Source organism: Micromonospora sp. NPDC049662 (assembly GCF_040675055.1).
Taxonomy (GTDB): Bacteria; Actinomycetota; Actinomycetes; order Mycobacteriales; family Micromonosporaceae; genus Micromonospora.
Map to the genome: position 1 here is coordinate 36,666 of NZ_JBFAOC010000044.1, position 16,462 is coordinate 53,127.

12 protein-coding genes and 2 rRNA genes are annotated in these 16,462 nt (G+C 71.2%); 5 read left to right on the forward strand and 9 right to left on the reverse strand.

All coding sequences use genetic code 11. The annotated features are described in order from the left end of the window. Window positions 1-19: 19 nt before the first annotated feature. From AB0J36_RS25915 to AB0J36_RS25925, 3 genes are all read right to left on the reverse strand, one after another. Window positions 20-709, reverse strand: coding sequence for a lysophospholipid acyltransferase family protein (locus tag AB0J36_RS25915; protein ID WP_357134485.1), 690 nt, complete (start codon window positions 707-709; stop codon window positions 20-22). Between the two features lie 155 nt (window positions 710-864). Continuing rightward, on the reverse strand, window positions 865-4,008 hold the full coding sequence (gene ileS / locus AB0J36_RS25920) for an isoleucine--tRNA ligase (RefSeq protein WP_357397645.1): 3,144 nt from the start codon (window positions 4,006-4,008) through the stop codon (window positions 865-867). A gap of 405 nt (window positions 4,009-4,413) precedes the next feature. Continuing rightward, complete coding sequence (locus AB0J36_RS25925) at window positions 4,414-5,964, reverse strand: alkaline phosphatase D family protein (RefSeq protein WP_357175694.1); 1,551 nt, start codon at window positions 5,962-5,964, stop codon at window positions 4,414-4,416. 193 nt (window positions 5,965-6,157) lie between these two features. On the opposite strand from AB0J36_RS25925, the gene AB0J36_RS25930 reads away from it, so the two are divergent. From AB0J36_RS25930 to sigJ, 3 genes are all read left to right on the forward strand, one after another. Next, a complete protein-coding gene (locus AB0J36_RS25930) occupies window positions 6,158-7,276 on the forward strand; it encodes an acyltransferase (RefSeq protein WP_357397648.1) in 1,119 nt (372 codons plus the stop codon). A 92-nt stretch (window positions 7,277-7,368) separates the two neighbouring features. Then, window positions 7,369-7,812, forward strand: coding sequence for a carboxymuconolactone decarboxylase family protein (locus tag AB0J36_RS25935; RefSeq protein ID WP_357175700.1), 444 nt, complete (start codon window positions 7,369-7,371; stop codon window positions 7,810-7,812). Beyond that, a complete protein-coding gene (sigJ, locus tag AB0J36_RS25940; RefSeq protein ID WP_357397649.1) occupies window positions 7,809-8,684 on the forward strand; it encodes an RNA polymerase sigma factor SigJ in 876 nt (291 codons plus the stop codon). The genes AB0J36_RS25935 and sigJ overlap by 4 nt, the downstream gene beginning before the upstream one ends. Before the next feature lie 13 nt (window positions 8,685-8,697). On the opposite strand, the gene ndk is transcribed toward sigJ, so the two are convergent. Then, entirely contained in the window at window positions 8,698-9,123 is a 426-nt protein-coding gene (gene ndk / locus AB0J36_RS25945; RefSeq protein WP_357134476.1) for a nucleoside-diphosphate kinase, read from the reverse strand. A gap of 142 nt (window positions 9,124-9,265) precedes the next feature. On the opposite strand from ndk, the gene AB0J36_RS25950 reads away from it, so the two are divergent. Then, window positions 9,266-10,768, forward strand: a complete 1,503-nt coding sequence (locus AB0J36_RS25950; RefSeq protein ID WP_357175706.1) for a VOC family protein — start codon at window positions 9,266-9,268, stop codon at window positions 10,766-10,768. Between the two features lie 15 nt (window positions 10,769-10,783). Here AB0J36_RS25950 and AB0J36_RS25955 read toward each other — a convergent pair whose 3' ends face one another. From AB0J36_RS25955 to AB0J36_RS25965, 3 genes are read right to left on the reverse strand one after another with little or no spacing between them, the layout of a single operon-like run. Further along, entirely contained in the window at window positions 10,784-11,317 is a 534-nt protein-coding gene (locus AB0J36_RS25955) for a DUF4233 domain-containing protein (protein WP_357175709.1), read from the reverse strand. Then, window positions 11,314-12,648, reverse strand: coding sequence for a folylpolyglutamate synthase/dihydrofolate synthase family protein (locus tag AB0J36_RS25960; protein WP_355053152.1), 1,335 nt, complete (start codon window positions 12,646-12,648; stop codon window positions 11,314-11,316). The genes AB0J36_RS25955 and AB0J36_RS25960 overlap by 4 nt, the downstream gene beginning before the upstream one ends. Beyond that, window positions 12,645-15,263, reverse strand: coding sequence for a valine--tRNA ligase (locus tag AB0J36_RS25965; protein ID WP_357397650.1), 2,619 nt, complete (start codon window positions 15,261-15,263; stop codon window positions 12,645-12,647). Before AB0J36_RS25965 ends, AB0J36_RS25960 begins: the two co-directional genes overlap by 4 nt. Window positions 15,264-15,332: 69 nt before the next feature. Between AB0J36_RS25965 and AB0J36_RS25970 the strand changes: the two genes are divergently transcribed. After that, window positions 15,333-16,019 (forward strand): hypothetical protein, encoded by a 687-nt coding sequence (locus AB0J36_RS25970; RefSeq protein ID WP_357134468.1) that lies wholly within the window; start codon window positions 15,333-15,335, stop codon window positions 16,017-16,019. Between the two features lie 140 nt (window positions 16,020-16,159). Here AB0J36_RS25970 and rrf read toward each other — a convergent pair. Together rrf and AB0J36_RS25980 are read right to left on the reverse strand one after the other, a co-directional pair. Further along, window positions 16,160-16,276: ribosomal RNA gene (gene rrf / locus AB0J36_RS25975) — 5S ribosomal RNA — on the reverse strand. Between the two features lie 77 nt (window positions 16,277-16,353). Further along, window positions 16,354-16,462: ribosomal RNA gene (locus AB0J36_RS25980) — 23S ribosomal RNA — on the reverse strand; the annotation flags it as partial.

The following is a 16,462-nucleotide window of genomic DNA, read 5'->3' on the forward strand; positions in this document are numbered from 1 at the left end:
CCGGACGGCCTGGGCGGGGTCAGACCTCGCTGGCCGGGTCGGTGTCGGCGCGCTTCGGCGCGTACCGGGGGATGTACTCCTGGCCGGTGAGCTTCTGGATCTCGCTCATCACCTCGTCGGTCATCTGCCGCAGCGAGGTGCGATCGTCCGGGCGGCCGGTGAAGTCCAGCGGCTTGCCGAACTTCACGGTGATCTTGGCAGTGCCGGGGCGGGGTACCCGCGCCCCGATCGGCTGCGCCTTGTCGGTGCCGACCGTGCCCACCGGGATGATCGGCACACCGGCGGCGACCGCCAGCCGGGCCGCCCCGGTCCGACCCCGGTAGAGCTTGCCGTCCGGGGAACGGGTGCCCTCCGGGTAGACCACCACCAGGTCACCGCCCCGCAACGCCGGGATGGCGGCGTCGAAGGCGGACAGCGCGGCGCGCCCACCGGCCCGTTCGACCGGGATGGCGCCCAGACCGGTGAGGACGAACTTCGAGAACGCGCCCTTCGCGCCGGTGCCGGTGAAGTACTCGGACTTGGCCCAGAACGCCAGGTGCCGGGGCACCACCGTGCCGAGGAACAGCTCGTCCGCCACCGAGAGGTGGTTGCCGGCGAAGATCGCGCCGCCGGTCTCCGGCACGTGTTCCAGACCCTCCACGGTCGGGCGGAACGCCAACCGCAGCGCGGGCGCCACGGTGAGCTTGCCGATGGTGTAGAGCAGGGGCACTGGTCCTCCGGCAGATGAGGTGCGAGCAGGCGGTGTCACGGTAGCGGACGCCCCCACACCCCACCGACGGAGGTGGGAGGCGTCCGCGTCCCGACAGTGCTGGGTGCAAGGAAGGGCCCCTTCCTATACACCAGGCGTTAGAAAGGGGCCCTTCCTTACACCCGACGGACAGTGACCGTCACCCGCTCGCCCTCGCCGACCTCACCGGCGAAACCGTCGAGGCCCTCGGCGAAGTCGACCGAGTCGGCCAGCACCTCACCCGACACGAACTCCAGGTACGCCCCGACCGCGGCGCGCACCTCGTCGGACGCCGACACCGCCACCACGATCCGGTCCGAGACGTCCAGGTCGGCGTCGCGGCGGGCCTGCTGCACCACCCGCACCACGTCGCGGGCCAGGCCCTCGGCGGCCAGCTCGGGGGTGACCTCGGTGTCGAGCACCACCACGCCCTCGCCACCGGGCAGCGGCGCGGAGTGCTCGGCGTCGGCGGCCACGAGACGCAGCTCGTACTCGCCCTCGGCCAGGGTGATGCCGGCCGCCACCGGCGCGCCCTCGACCAGCTCCCAGTCACCCGCCTTAACCGCCTTGATCACCTGCTGGACCTGCTTGCCGACGCGCGGGCCGAGCGCCCGGGGCACCACGGTCAACACCTGCTCGCAGTACGCGGACAGCTCGGCGCTGAACTCCACCGCCTTCACGTTGACCTCGTCGGCGATCAGGTCGGCGAACGGGCGCAGTTGCTCGGCCACCGGGGACGCCACGGTCAACGTCGACAGCGGCAGCCGTACGCGCAGCCCCTTGGCCTTGCGCAGCGACAGCGCCGCCGAGGCGACCGCCCGCACGTTGTCCATGGCCGCCACCAGGTCGTGGTCGGCCGGGAACTCCTCGGCGGACGGCCAGTCGGTCAGGTGCACCGACCGCTCGCCCGTCAGGCCACGCCAGATCTCCTCCGCGGTCAGCGGCGCGAGCGGCGCCACCACCCGGCAGAGCGTCTCCAGCACGGTCGACAGCGTGTCGAAGGCGTTGGCGTCACCCGACCAGAACCGGTCCCGGGACCGGCGCACGTACCAGTTGGTCAGCGCGTCCAGGTAGGACCGGACGGTGGCGCACGCGCCGGAGATGTCGTACGCGTCCATCTGCGCGCCGACCGTCGACACCAGCTCGTTGGTCTTGGCCAGGATGTACCGGTCGAGCAGGTGCGTCGAGTCGGTGCGCCGCCGCGCCTGGTACCCGTCCGCGTTGGCGTAGAGCGAGAAGAAGTACCAGACGTTCCACAGCGGCAGCAGCACCTGGCGTACCGCGTCGCGGATCAGCGTCTCGGTGACCGCCATGTCCCCGCCGCGCAGCACCGGCGAGGACATCAGCATCCAGCGCATCGCGTCCGACCCGTACGAGTCGAAGACGTGGTAGACGTCCGGGTAGTTGCGCAGGCTCTTGGACATCTTGCGCCCGTCCGAGCCGAGCAGGATGCCGTGGCTCAGGCAGTTGCGGAACGCCGGCCGGTCGAACAGCGCGGTGGCCAGCACGTGCATGGTGTAGAACCAGCCGCGGGTCTGCCCGATGTACTCGACGATGAAGTCACCCGGGTAGTGGTGCTCGAACCAGTCCGCGTTCTCGAACGGGTAGTGCACCTGGGCGAACGGCATCGACCCGGACTCGAACCAGCAGTCCAGCACCTCGGGCACCCGGCGCATCATCGACTGACCGGTCGGGTCGTCCGGGTTGGGGCGGACCAGGTCGTCCACCGCCGGCCGGTGCAGGTCGGTCAGGCGTACGCCGAAGTCCCGCTCGATGTCGGCGAGCGATCCGTAGACGTCCAGGCGCGGGTAGTTCGGGTCGTCGGACTTCCACGCCGGGATGGGCGAGCCCCAGAACCGGTTCCGGCTGATCGACCAGTCCCGGGCGTTGGCCAGCCACTTGCCGAACGAGCCGTCCTTGATGTGGCCGGGCGTCCAGTTGATCTCCTGGTTCAGCTCGACCATCCGGTCCCGGAACTGGGTCACCGCCACGAACCACGACGACACCGCCTTGTAGACCAGCGGGGTGTCGCACCGCCAGCAGTGCGGGTACGAGTGGGTGTAGGTGTCCTGCCGCAGCACCACCCCCCGCTCCTTCAGCTCCCGGATCACCGGCTTGTTGACGTCGAAGACCTGCTCACCCTGGTACGGCGGGACCAGCGCGGTGAACCGCGTGTGGTCGTCCACGGTGACGATGGTGGGGATGCCGGCGGCGTTGCAGACGTTCTGGTCGTCCTCGCCGAACGCCGGGGCGAGGTGCACGATCCCGGTGCCGTCCTCGGTGGTGACGAACTCCGCCCCGAGCACCTGGTACGCGTTGTCGCCCGCCTGCTCGACGAGGAAGTCGAACAGCGGTGTGTAACGGCGTCCGACCAGGTCCCGGCCGTACACCGTGCCGACCTGCTCGTACCCGTCCAGCTCCTTGGCGTACGCGCCGAGCCGCGCCGCCCCCACGACGAACCGCTCCCCGTCGCGTTCGAGCACGGCGTACTCGATGTCCGGGCCGACGGCGAGTGCCAGGTTCGACGGCAGGGTCCACGGCGTGGTGGTCCAGACACCCAGCTTGACCGGCCCGCGCAGCAACTCCGGGGCGGAGTCGTCGGCGGTCAGCCCGAACCACACGGTCAGCGTCGGGTCGTGCCGGTCCCGGTAGACGTCGTCCATCCGGGTCTCGGTGTTCGACAGCGGCGTCTCACAGCGCCAGCAGTACGCCAGCACCCGGAAACCCTCGTAGATCAGACCCTTGTCGTGCAGGGTCTTGAAGGCCCACATGACGCTTTCCATGTAGTCCAGGTCGAGGGTCTTGTAGTCGTTGGTGAAGTCGACCCAGCGGGCCTGCCGGTTGATGTACCGCTCCCAGTCCTGGGTGAACTCCAGCACCGACGTGCGGCAGGCCTCGTTGAACCGGGCCACGCCCAGGTCGATGATCTCGGCCTTGCTGGTGATGCCGAGCTGCTTCTCGGCCACCACCTCGGCGGGCAGGCCGTGGCAGTCCCAGCCGAAGCGCCGCTCCACGTGCCGGCCGCGCATCGTCTGGTAGCGCGGCACCACGTCCTTGACGTACCCGGTGAACAGGTGGCCGTAGTGCGGCAGGCCGTTGGCGAACGGCGGGCCGTCGTAGAAGACGTACTCGTTCTTGCCGTCGGTACCGGCGGGGCGGGCCTCGATGCTGGCCTCGAAGGTCTTGTCGGCCGTCCAGTGCTCCAGCACCCGGCGCTCGACCGCGGGCAGGTCCGGGCTCGCCGGGACACCGGCGGCGGGGTCGTGCAGTGGATAGGCCATCGCCTGTCGCTCTCCTCGCAGCTCACTCAACGTGGGTCTGCGAGGACGAACCGTCCGGGGTACGCCGACAACGACGCTCCCCGGGTGGCCCGCGGTACCACCCCGCTTGGCGGTCAGGATCGACCGCCCGCTCATTGGCCGGCTGTGACGGGCCGGACCCGTCCGGTTCTACTGGGCCGGTCACCCGGCTGTTCTTCCGGAGGCTCACCGGTGATGGCCGGGTCATCGCCTTACGGCCTCCAACGATACAAGACCCACCCAGCCCCCCGCCCCCGACTAATCCCCCACCCCACCCCACCCCCACCCCCGCCCACCCCCGGTGATCAAGAGGTTTGCGTCAAATTCGCGCCGGATCCTGACGCGAATCTCTTGATCACCAGGGCGAGGCTCCCGGGGTGGGTGGGGTCAGGGGGTTGGGAGGGTGGTGGTCCAGAGGGAGGCGCCGTCGCGGTCGCGTAGGTGCACCGTCAGGGCCCCGGATTCGCCGTCGATCTGGACCTCGCCGAAGTGCTGGAAGCCCTCGGCCGGGGAGGTGTTCGCGCGCGGCGGGGCGTGCACGAAGACCGCCTGCGGTCCGAACGTGCCGTCGAGGGCGTTCGGGCCGAACGCGCCGGCGTGCGCCGGGCCGGAGACGAACTCCCAGAACGGCGTGAAGTCACCGACCGCCGCACGGGACGGGTCGTAGTGGTGCGCGGCGGAGTAGTGCACGTCGGCGGTGAGGAAGACCATGCCGGTCACCCCGGCCCGGTGGGTCGCCCGCAGCACCTCGGCGAACTCCAGCTCACGCCCGACCGGCGCGCCCGGATCGCCCTGCGCGACACCCTCCTGCGCGCCCGGACCGTCTGGCACCACGACCCCGATCGGCAGGTCGTTGGCGATCACCTTCCAGGTCGCCGTGGAGCGCTTCAGCTCCCGGATCAGCCACTCCCGCTGCTCGCGGCCGAGCAGACCGCGCTTCGGGTCGGCGTACGTGTTGCCGTCGTTGGGGTCCTTGTGCGTCCGCATGTCCAGCACGAAGACGTCCAGCAGCGGCCCGTACGAGATCCGCCGGTACAGCGGCCCGTTGTCCGGCACCGGCAGCCACTCGTGGAACGCCTGGCTGGCCCGCGCTGCGAGCACGTCGACCCGCTGCTCGGTGTAGCGCGGGTCGTCCAGGATCTCCCCGGGATACCAGTTGTTGAGCACCTCGTGGTCGTCCCACTGGTTGATCTGCGGCACCGCCGCCGCGAACTCCCGCAGGTGCTCGTCGAGCAGGTTGTAGGCGAACTGCCCCCGGTACTCGGTCAGCGTCTCGGCGACCTTGCTCTTCTCCGGGGTGATGAGGTTGCGCCAGATCCGCCCGTCGGGCAGCGTCACCGACTCCACGAGCGGGCCGTCCGCGTAGACCGTGTCGCCGCTGCACAGGTAGAAGTCCGGACGGACCGCGCGCATCGCCCGGAAGATCGACAGCCCGCCGAAGTTCGGATCGATCCCCCAGCCCTGCCCGACGATGTCCCCGGTCCAGACGAACCGCACGTCCCGGCGGCGGTGCCGGCCCGGCGCGGTGGTGAACGAACCGGTCAACGGCTCGCTGACCACCCCGTGCCGGTCCAGGCTCTCCACCCGCACCCGGTAGTGCAGCCGCTCGGCGTCCGGCAGGCCCCGCAGCCGGACCTTGCCGGTGAAGTCCGCGTTCGGGCCCAGCACCGGGCCACGGAGCTGCCGCGCGCCACGGAAGTCGGGGCGGCGGCTCAGTTCGACAAGCATCCGGCCCGGACGGTCGGCCCGCGTCCAGACCAGCGCCGAATCCGCGGTCACGTCGCCGCTCTGCACCCCGTGGGTGAGCACGGGGCGTCCGGCCGGACGCCAGGCCGGAGCGGCGTTCGCGCCGGCACCGCCCAACAGGGCGCCGCCGGCGACTCCGGCCCCGGCCACCAGGCCAGCCCGCAGCAGGGTACGTCGATCAAGCTCGGTCATGCTTCCTCCCGGTGATGGGTTGACCCCGTGGGTGTACCGGGCGCAGATGACCGCGGCCGGCGGTCCGGGTGACCGGCGACCGAACGCCTGTTGTCCGAAGGGCACGACCCGGCGGCCAGCGCGGCTTGACCCCGGCGAGAGGCTCGCGCAGACTTCGCCGGTGCGTCCGCTCAGCCATGACGAATTTCAGGCCATGCGTCGATTCCCCGCGCTCGACGGCCTGCGGGCCGTGGCGGCCGTGATGGTCTTCGCCTTCCACTTCGGCGGTCCGTCCTGGGCCTGGTTGACCGGCTGGATCGGCGTACACCTCTTCTTCGTGCTCTCCGGCTTCCTGATCACGACGCTGCTGTTGCGGGAGGAACACCGCTACGGTCGGGTCTCGCTGCGCGCCTTCTACCTGCGGCGGTTCTTCCGGATCATGCCGATGTACCTGCTCGTGCTGTTCCTGACCTGGGGGCTGGCCCGGCTCAACGGCACCGCCGACGCGGTCGAACGCTCGATGCGCTACTACCTGCTGCTGCTCAACGAACTCCTGCCGGCGAACACCCCTTACCTGCACTCCTGGACGATCGGGATCGAGCAGAAGTTCTACCTGCTCTGGCCGGCGATCGCCTTCGTGCTGGTGACCGGCGCCTTCCGGCGCCGGCTCGCGGTGACCCTCGCGCTCCTCGTGCTCCTCGTCGCGCTGATCCCGCCGCAGATCGGCTGGCTGAGCTGGCCCATCCACTACGTGGCGATCCTGCTCGGCTGCCTCACGGCCGTGCTCATGCACCACCCACGCGGCTTCGCCCTGTTCCGGCCGCTGACCCACCCGGTCACCGCCAGCGTGGTGATCGTGGCCTTCGCCGCGGTGCAGGTGGCCGTGCGGTACTGGCCGGCCCGCTTCGGCCAGGAGGCGCTGATCGGCTGCTACGCGGCGGCGGCCGCGCTGCTGCTGCCGGCGCTGCTGTCGCGCAGCGTCCTGGCACGTGTGCTGGGGCTGCGGCCGCTGGTGTTCGTGGGCGAACGGTCGTACTCGATGTACCTGGTCCAGTCCATCGCGGCGTGGGCGGCGGTCGGGCTGCTGCCCGCGGTGGGTCGGCACAACACCACCATCTTCGTGGCCGCCGTGGTGGTGGCGTTGGTCCTCGCGGACGTGCTCTACCGCTGGGTCGAGCTACCGATGATCAAGGTGGGTCGCGAGCTGGCCGCCCGGGTGTCGCGACCCGTACCCCGCGACCAGGACCGCCCGTCCGGTGACGTCGACGGCGTCGTCCGGATCCCCCGCCCCCGCGAGGTGCTCCCGGACACCGTCCCCGCGACCCGCGGCTGACCCCCTCGACGTGACCGGGCTCATAGCCCCGGTTGTCACAGCGCGACCGGTCGGACCGTCGTAGCGGTGTCGAACCGATCAAGGAGGTTGCCGTGCAACGGATGAAGCTTTTCGAGGTCGCGCCGCAGGGATACCAGGCCGTGTCAGGTCTGGAGAAGTACGTCCAGGCGAACGTCGACCACACCGTGCTGGAGCTGGTCAAGCTGCGGGCGTCGATACTGAACGGCTGCGCGTACTGCGTGGACATGCACAGCCGCGACGCCCTCGCCGCCGGCGAGTCGAGCCGGCGGCTGTTCGCGGTGGCCGCCTGGCGGGAGGCGCTGTCGTTCTTCGACGAGCGGGAGCAGACCGCGCTGGCGCTCACCGACGCGGTGACCCGGCTCGGCGAGCACGGGGTGTCGGACGAGGTGTGGGACGCCGCCGCGAAAATCTGGTCGGAGAAGGAGTTGGCCGATCTGGTCCTCGCGATCGCCACAATCAACGTGTGGAATCGCATCGCCGTGACGACGCACACGGAGCCCCCGGCGCAGGTGTGACGACCGAGGCGGCAGAGGCGGCCGGTGCGCTCCAGGCGCACCGGCCGATGCTGCTCGGGCTCGCCTACCGGCTGCTCGGCAGCCGGCACGACGCGGAGGACGTGCTCCAGGAGGCGTACCTGCGCTGGCTGGGCGTGGACCGGTCGACGGTGACCGAGCCCCGCCGCTACCTGTCCCGGGTGGTGACCCGGCTCGCGTTGGACCGGCTGCGGACCCGGCAGGCGGCCCGCGAGACGTACGTCGGACCGTGGCTGCCCGAGCCGGTGCCGACCGAGCCCTCGCCGTTCGGCCCGCTGGACCGCGCGGAGCTGCGGGACTCGCTGTCCACCGCGCTGCTGCACGTGCTGGAACGGCTCACGCCGCCGGAGCGTGCCGTGTACGTCCTGCGCACCGCGTTCGACCTGCCGTACGCCGAGATCGCGGAGATCCTGGACCGGACCCCGCAGGACTGCCGTCAGCTGTACCACCGGGCGAACACGCACGTACGCCAGGAGGACCGCCGCTTCACGGCCAGCCGGTCCGAGCGTGAGCGGTTGCTGGAGGCGTTCCTCGCCGCCGCCCGGAACGGGGACCTGGCGACGCTCACCCGTCTGGTGGCCGCGGACGTCACGGCGTGGAACGACGGTGGAGGTCGCGTCCGTTCCGCGCGCAACCCGGTGCGCGGTGCGGACCGGGTCGCCCGGTTCTACGCCGGGATCTACGGCCCACGCCGCGAGTGGACGGCGCGGCGGGTCGAGTTGAACGGCGAACCCGCCATCCTGCTCACCCGCGGCGACGGCGGCCGCTACACGATGACCGTCACCGCCGCCGCCGGTCGGATCACCGGGATCTACGTGGTGGGCAATCCGGAGAAGCTACCCCCGGCCGCCTGAAATCGTGAGGTCGTCAGCCCAGCTCGGGGAACCAGAGCGCGATCTCGCGCTTGGCGCTGTCCGGCGAGTCGGAGGCGTGCACCAGGTTCTCCCGGTTGGAGAGCGACAGGTCACCGCGGATGGTGCCGGCGGCGGCCTTGCGGCCGTCGGTCGCGCCGACCAGCCCCCGGACCACGTCGATGACCTGGTCGCCGGAGAGGACCAGGGCGACCAGCGGACCGCCGGTCATGAAGTCCTTCAGCGGCGGGTAGAACGCCTTGTCGACGTGCTCGGCGTAGTGCGCGTCCGCGAGCGCGGCGTCCATGGTCCGGTGCACCATCGCGTCGATCCGCAGCCCTTTGCGCTCGAAGCGGGAGAGGAGCTCGCCGACCAGGCCGCGGCGGACCGCGTCGGGCTTGATCAGCACGAGGCTGCGCTCTTCCGGGCTGTCGTTGGACACGCTGGGTTCCTCCTGTACGCGCAGAACGCTTGGGCTCGGTACGGTCAGCGTAGCGACCCGGTCCCGGCGCCGGCGCGGCGGCCGGTCTTTCCACCGGTGGCCGATCCGGCCTAGCCTGGCCCTGACCCCCGGGAGGTCCACTGTGGCGAATGGCGGGAACCGGCCCATCGCGCCGGTACGCAAGCTGGTCGGCACGGTGCTCGGCACCGTGGCCACCTTCGTCGTCCTCTTCGGGCTGGGCATGACCAGCTGGGCCATCGTCGCGCTCGGCGTCGCCCTGCTGGTGCTGGCGATCGCGCTGGCCACCGTGAAGGGCGGCGGGCGCACCTGGGTGGTCGGCGTGGCGCACGTGCACAGCGCCTCCGAACCACCCACCCAGTACGCGTTCGGCCGGTGCGAGCTGCAACTGGTCATCGACGCGCCCGGCCTGCCGCCCCGATCCAAGAAGATCATCGAGCCGCGGGTGCCGGTCTCCAAGTGGCCGTCGTTGGGCCAGACCCTGCCCATCCGGGTCGCGCTCGACGACCAGCGGCACGTCAAGGTCCTCTGGGACGAGGTGCCCACCCACGCCGAGACCGCCGCGGCCGTCGCGGACCTGCCGCCCGAGTTCGGCGACCTCGACCCCGGCGACGAGGTGCTGATCGAGCAGGACGCCCCGCCCTGGGCGGACCGCGCGCCCGACGACGACTTCCGGGACGCGCGCGGCGGCGACCCGTTCGGCCCCGACCCGTTCGGCGACCCGCGCGGCCCCGATCCGTTCCGCGACCCGCGCGGCGGCGACCCGTTCCGCGACCAGCGCGGTCCCGACCCCCTGCGCGACGACCGGTCCGTCGTATCCGACGAGCGCGAGCCGGTGGTGGTGAGCCAGGCCCCGGGCGGCCCGGTGGTCCTCGAAGGCGTCGTCGTCGACAAGCAGCCCGGCGCGGGACTGCCCCGCCGGGCCACGCCCGCACCCCGGCCCCCGGCCGAGGAGCACTTCGACCAGCCCGGCGTCGACCCTGCCGACCCGGACGACGTCCGTGCCGCCCAGTCCGACGACGACCCCGTGGACGCGGAAGCGCAGGCCCGGTCCGCACCGAGCGCGGACCGGCCGACCGACGCCCCGCCGACGCAGCGGACCGGCCCGCTCGCTACCGACCCGCTGGACCCGCTGGACCTGCCGCTGGACGACCCGACCCCGGCGGGAGCGGCCCGCGAGACCGTCACCGCCGAGGCCCTGGACGAGGCGATCTTCGGGTACGACGGAGCGTCGGCGGCGGACCCGGCCGGTCCCATCAGCGGCGTCGGACTGACCCTGCTGGTCACCGACCTGGCCCGATCGCTCGGTTTCTACCGGGACATGCTCGGCTTCTCCGAGGTCGACCAGGGCACCGGCAACGCGGTGCTTGCCTTCGGCTCGACCCGGCTGGTGCTGCGCGAGGTGACCGGGGCGGCGCCCATCAGTCGCCGGCTCGTGCACGTCAACCTCGAGGTGGACGACATCGAGGCGGCGTACGGACGGCTGCGCGGATCCGGTGTCCGCTTCACGTACGCCCCACGCGTGGTCAACCGGGGCAGCAGGCTGGAGGTGTGGGCGGCGGCCTTCCGGGACCCGGACGGCCACGGCATCGCCCTGACCCAGTGGCGCGAACGCGCCGACGCCTGACCCGACCCTCGGGGGTCAGCCGAGGATGACCCGGCGGACGTGCAGCGCGTACGCCCAGACCAGCGCGAAAATGATGCCCAGCACGAGCAGCGACCAGTGCAGCAGCCCGGCCAGCATCAGCAGGCCCTGCAACACGGTGCCGGCGTGCCAGGCCCAGGGACGCCGCATCATGCCGGCCAGCAGGATGGCGGCCACCGCCAGGGCCACCACCACGGCGATCGCCGCGCCGCCCAGGTCACCGCCGACCACCCGGATCGGTTGAATGGCCAGCAGCAGCACCAGCGCCTCCAGGCCGAGCGTTCCCGCGCCGAGACCCCGTACGGCCGCCTGCGGGTTCCGCAGGCCGGAGCGCCGTACCTGCCCGGCCTCCGGCTCCCCTGCCGTCGATGCGGCTGTGTCCTGGTCCGGAACGCTCCGACCGCGGTCCGGACCGGTCGCGTCGTCGGTGGCGCACGGGTCGCGGTCGAGGTCGGTCGCGTCGGTGGCGCGGTGGTCGCGGTCCAGGTCGGTCGCGTCGGTGGCGCGGGGGTCGCGCTCGGGGCCGGTCATCGCTTCAGGAGCCGGCGGGCGTCGGCGACCGTGACCACCGAACCCGTCACCAGGACACCGACGCCGCTGAGCTCACCGGGTACGTCCTCCTCGGCCAGCGCGACCGCCAGCTCGATCGCGTCCGGCACCTCCTCGGCCACCTCGACGCGCTCCTCGCCGAAGATCTCGACGGCGAGCGCGGCGAGCTCCTTCGTCGGCATCGCCCGTGGCGAGCTGTTGCGGGTGACCACCACGACGTCGGCCACCGGCTCCAGCAGCTCCAGCAGGCTGCTCGCGTCCTTGTCGGCGAGGACGCCCACCAGCGCCACCAGCTTGCTGAACGCGAACTCCTCCTGCAGCGCGGTCACCGTCGCGGCCATACCGTGCGGGTTGTGCGCGCCGTCCAGCAGGACGGTCGGAGCGCTGCGGACCCGCTCCAGCCGGCCCGGGGAGCTGGCCGTCGCGAACCCCTCCCGGACGGCCTCGACGTCCAACTGACGGCGGGCCCCGGCACCGAGGAACGCCTCCACGGCGGCGAGCGCCACCGCCGCGTTCTGCGCCTGGTGCGCGCCGTGCAGGGGGATGAACACGTCGTCGTAGACGCCACCGAGGCCCTGCAGCTTGAGCACCTGCCCGCCGACGGCGACCGCCCGGCTCAGCACGCCGAACTCGGCGCCCTCACGGGCGATGGTGGCGCCCACCTCGGAGCAGCGTTCGAGGAGGGGACGCGCGGCCTCCTCCTCCTGCGCCGCCGAGATCACGGTGGCGCCCGGGTGGATGATGCCGGCCTTGGCCAGCGCGATGTCCTGGAGCGTGTCGCCGAGCCACTCGGTGTGGTCCAGGCCGATCGGCGTGATCACGCAGACGCCGGCCTGGATGACGTTGGTGGCGTCCTCGGCGCCGCCGAGACCCACCTCGACCACGGCGATGTCGACGGGCGCGTCGGCGAACGTGGCGAACGCCAACGCGGTCGTCATGTCGAAGTACGTCAGCGGCTCGTCCGAGCGCGCGTCGACCAGCTCGGCCAGCGGCTTGATCTCCCCGTAGACCGCGGCGAAGCGCTCCTCGCTCACCGGTTCCCCGTCCAGGCTGATCCGCTCCCGGACGGTCTCCAGGTGCGGACTCGTGTACCTGCCGGTGTGCAGCCCGAACGCCCGCAGCAGCGAGTCGATCATCCGTGCGGTGGACGTCTTGCCGTTGGTGCCGGTGAGGTGGATCGACGGGTACGCCCGCTGCGGACTCCCGAGCAGGTCGAGCAGCGACTCGATGCGGTCCAGCTCGAACACCATGCGGGTGAAACCGCGGGCGTTCAGCTCAGCTTCGGCGGCGGCGAAATCGGTACGGTCGGTCACGAGGTAAGCGTCTCCAGAGCGGCGTCGATCCGGACCAGGTCGGCCTCGGCGGTGGCGAGCCGGTCGCGGATCTTCGCGACGACCGGCTCGGGGGCCTTGCCGATGAAGGCCGGGTTGTCGAGCTTCGCCCGGGCCTGCGCGACCTCCTTCTGGGCGGCCGCGCGGTCCTTGGTCAGCCGGGCCCGCTCGGCGGCCACGTCGATCGACCCCCGGGTGTCCAACGCGACACCTACCGCGCCGGGCATGGCCAACGTCGCGCTGGCCTGGAAGTCGTCACCGGCGGGGTCCAGCCGAACCAGCGACCGGATCAGCGGCTCGTGGGCCGCGATGCCGGCCCCGGCCAGCCCGTCCAGGCGGGCCGCGACCCGCTGCGTCGGGCGTAGCCCCTGGTCGGAACGGAACCGGCGGATCTCGGTGACGACCCGCTGCACGGCGGCCAGCTCGACCTCGGCGGCGTCGTCGATGAGCGACCGGTCGGCCACCGGCCAGGCGACGGCCTGCACCGTCTCGCCGCCGGTCAGCGCGAGCCACAACTCCTCGGTGACGAACGGGATGACCGGGTGCAGCAGCCGCAGCAGCTGGTCCAGGACGTGGCCGAGAACCCGGCGGGTCACGTCGGCCCGCTCACCGCCCTCGGCGAGCACCGGCTTGCTCAGCTCGACGTACCAGTCGCAGACGTCGTCCCAGGCGAAGTGGTAGAGCAGGTCACACACCTTGGCGAACTCGTACGCCTCGAACTGCTCGTCGACCTCGGCGGTGACGTGCGCCAGCCGGGACAGGACCCACCGGTCGACGGTGGAGAGCTGCTCGACGGGCGGCAGGTCGCCGGTCGTGTGCGCGCCGTTCATCAACGCGAACCGGGTGGCGTTCCAGAGCTTGTTGCAGAAGTTACGCGAGCCCTGGCACCACTCCTCGCTGACCGGCACGTCCTGGCCGGGGTTCGCGCCCCGGGCCAGGGTGAACCGGGTCGCGTCGGCGCCGTACCTGTCGATCCAGTCCAGCGGGTCGACCACGTTGCCGAACGACTTCGACATCTTCTTGCCGAACTGGTCGCGCACCATGCCGTGCAACGCGACCACGTCGAAGGGCGGCCGGCCGTCCATCGCGTAGAGGCCGAACATCATCATCCGGGCGACCCAGAAGAACAGGATGTCGTACCCGGTGACCAGCACGCTGGTCGGATAGAACTTCGCCAGGTCCGGGGTCTCTTCCGGCCAGCCCAGGGTGGAGAACGGCCACAGGCCGCTGGAGAACCAGGTGTCGAGGACGTCCTCGTCCTGGTGCCAACCCTCGCCGGTCGGCGGCGTCTCGTCGGGGCCGACGCAGACGATCTCGCCGGCCGGGCCGTACCAGACCGGGATGCGGTGCCCCCACCAGAGCTGGCGTGAGATGCACCAGTCGTGCATGTTGTCGACCCAGGCGAAGTAGCGCTTCGCCAGCTCGGCCGGCTCGATACGGACCCGACCGTCGCGCACCGCGTCACCGGCGGCCTGCGCGAGCGGGGCGGTGTTGACGAACCACTGCAGCGACAGCCGCGGCTCGACCGTCGTCTTGCAACGCGAACAGTGACCGACGGCGTGCACGTACGGGCGCTTCTCGGCGACGATCCGGCGCTGTTCGCGCAGCGCCGCGACGATCGCCGGCCGCGCCTCGAACCGGTCCAGCCCTTCGAACGGGCCGGGCACGGTGATCACGCCGCGCTCGTCCATGACGGTCAGCGCGGGCAGGTCGTGCCGCTGGCCGATCTCGAAGTCGTTCGGGTCGTGGGCGGGGGTCACCTTGACCATGCCGGTGCCGAAGGACGGGTCGACGTGCGCGTCGGCGACGATCGGGATCCGTCGGCCGGTGAGCGGCAGCTCGACCTCGGTGCCGATCAGGTGCTGGTAGCGCTCGTCGTCGGGGTGCACCGCCACGGCGGTGTCGCCGAGCATCGTCTCGGCCCGCGTGGTGGCCACCACGACCTCGTCGCTGTAGCGGATCGAGATCAGCTCACCGTCGTCGTCGGTGTGCTCGACCTCGATGTCCGACAGTGCGGTCAGGCAGCGCGGACACCAGTTGATGATCCGGTTGGCCCGGTAGATGAGGCCGTCGTCGAAGAGCTTCTTGAAGATCGTCTGGACCGCGCGGCTCAGGCCGGCGTCCATGGTGAAGCGCTCCCGCTCCCAGTCGACGGAGTCGCCGAGGCGGCGCATCTGGCCGAGGATCTTGCCGCCGGACTCGGCCTTCCACTGCCAGACCCGCTCGACGAACTTCTCCCGACCGAGGTCGTGCCGCGACAGGCCTTCGGCGGCGAGCTGACGCTCGACCAGGTTCTGGGTGGCGATGCCGGCGTGGTCCATGCCGGGCAGCCACAGCGCCTCGAAGCCCTGCATCCGCTTGCGCCGGGTCAGCGCGTCCATGAGCGTGTGCTCGAACGCGTGGCCCATGTGCAGCGAGCCGGTGACGTTCGGCGGCGGGATGACGATGGTGAAGGGGGGCTTGTCGCTGTCGGCGGAGGCCCGGAAGTGCCCAGCGGCTACCCACTGCTCGTACCGCCGCTGCTCTACCTCGCCGGGCTGGTACTGGCCGGCAAGGGTCGGGGCGTCGGGGCGTTGGGCATCCAGTCTCTCGGTCACCCGACAAGTCTACGAAGGGCTTCTGCGGACCTGACGTGCGCCACCTGTCGTTCGCGTACGGTGTCGGCTATGTCCGACGCACATCTCACCGAGCGGTCACTCGACCACGGCCGCGAGCCGGTCGAACTGACCGAGGAGCCGATCCAGCTGAGCACTCGGGACACCGGCGGCGATCCCGACGAGCGGTCCGGTGGCTGGTCCCGCCGCCGCCGGATCGGCTGGACGGTCGCCCTGGTCGTCGGCCTCGCGGGCGCGGGTGTGCTGGGGGTCGGCGGGTGGCGTGTGGCGCAGCAGAAGGACACCCGGCTGACCTCGCCCGAGCGGGTGGCGGGGTTGACGCGGGACGACAGCGAGCGCGCCAAGAGCACGGCGGACTACCTGCGCAGCGGCCTGGCCGCCGACATCGACCTGGACCGGAGCTTCGGCACCGTCTACCGCGACCCCGCCGACGACAAGCGCGCGGTCCTGGTCTTCGGCGGCACGACGCTGCTCTGGCAACCCGAGCGCGACCTGGACAGCCTCTTCGGCCTGATGTCCGACGAGACCGGGGCGGTGACGGGGCTGCGTAAGGTGCCTGCGGGCAAGCTGGGTGGAGTGATGAAGTGCGGCAGCACGAGCGGTGAGGGCGGCGACTTCGCGGTGTGCGGTTGGGCCGACCACGGCAGCGTCGTGATGGCGATGTTCCCCGGCAGGTCGGTGACCGACGCGGGCGCCCTCCTGGGCGACCTCCGCAACGAAATGCAATCCCGAACCTAACCCCTCCGCACACTCCCGCCAGCCGTCTCCAGACCCCCTTCCCGGAAGGGGGCGCGGGACAGGGGGGCGCGGGGGTGGGTTTTTTTGGGGGGGAATGCAGGAATGGCCACCCCGATAGGGGTGGCCATTCCTGAAAGATTGTCCGGCGGTGTCCTACTCTCCCACACCCTCACGAGTGCAGTACCATCGGCGCTGGAGGGCTTAGCTTCCGGGTTCGGAATGTGACCGGGCGTTTCCCCTCCGCCATGACCGCCGTAACTCTATGAACATATCAACCATCACCAACACGGGTGGGTGTTTGTTCAGAGTTGCACAGTGGACGCGTAGCAGCTTAGTAGTCAAGTCCTCGGCCTATTAGTACCGGTCAACTGAACCCGTTACCGGGCTTACATTTCCGGCCTATCAACCCAGTCGTCTAGCTGGGGGCCTTACCCCACCAAAGG

What these genes read in the sequence shown, in the direction of transcription:
- ileS (WP_357397645.1), bottom strand. Translation starts at nt 4,008, where the DNA reads ATGGCCTATCCACTGCACGACCCCGCCGCCGGTGTCCCGGCGAGCCCG.
- AB0J36_RS25925 (WP_357175694.1), bottom strand. Translation starts at nt 5,964, where the DNA reads ATGACCGAGCTTGATCGACGTACCCTGCTGCGGGCTGGCCTGGTGGCC.
- AB0J36_RS25930 (WP_357397648.1), top strand. Translation starts at nt 6,158, where the DNA reads ATGCGTCGATTCCCCGCGCTCGACGGCCTGCGGGCCGTGGCGGCCGTG.
- AB0J36_RS25955 (WP_357175709.1), bottom strand. Translation starts at nt 11,317, where the DNA reads ATGACCGGCCCCGAGCGCGACCCCCGCGCCACCGACGCGACCGACCTG.
- AB0J36_RS25970 (WP_357134468.1), top strand. Translation starts at nt 15,333, where the DNA reads ATGTCCGACGCACATCTCACCGAGCGGTCACTCGACCACGGCCGCGAG.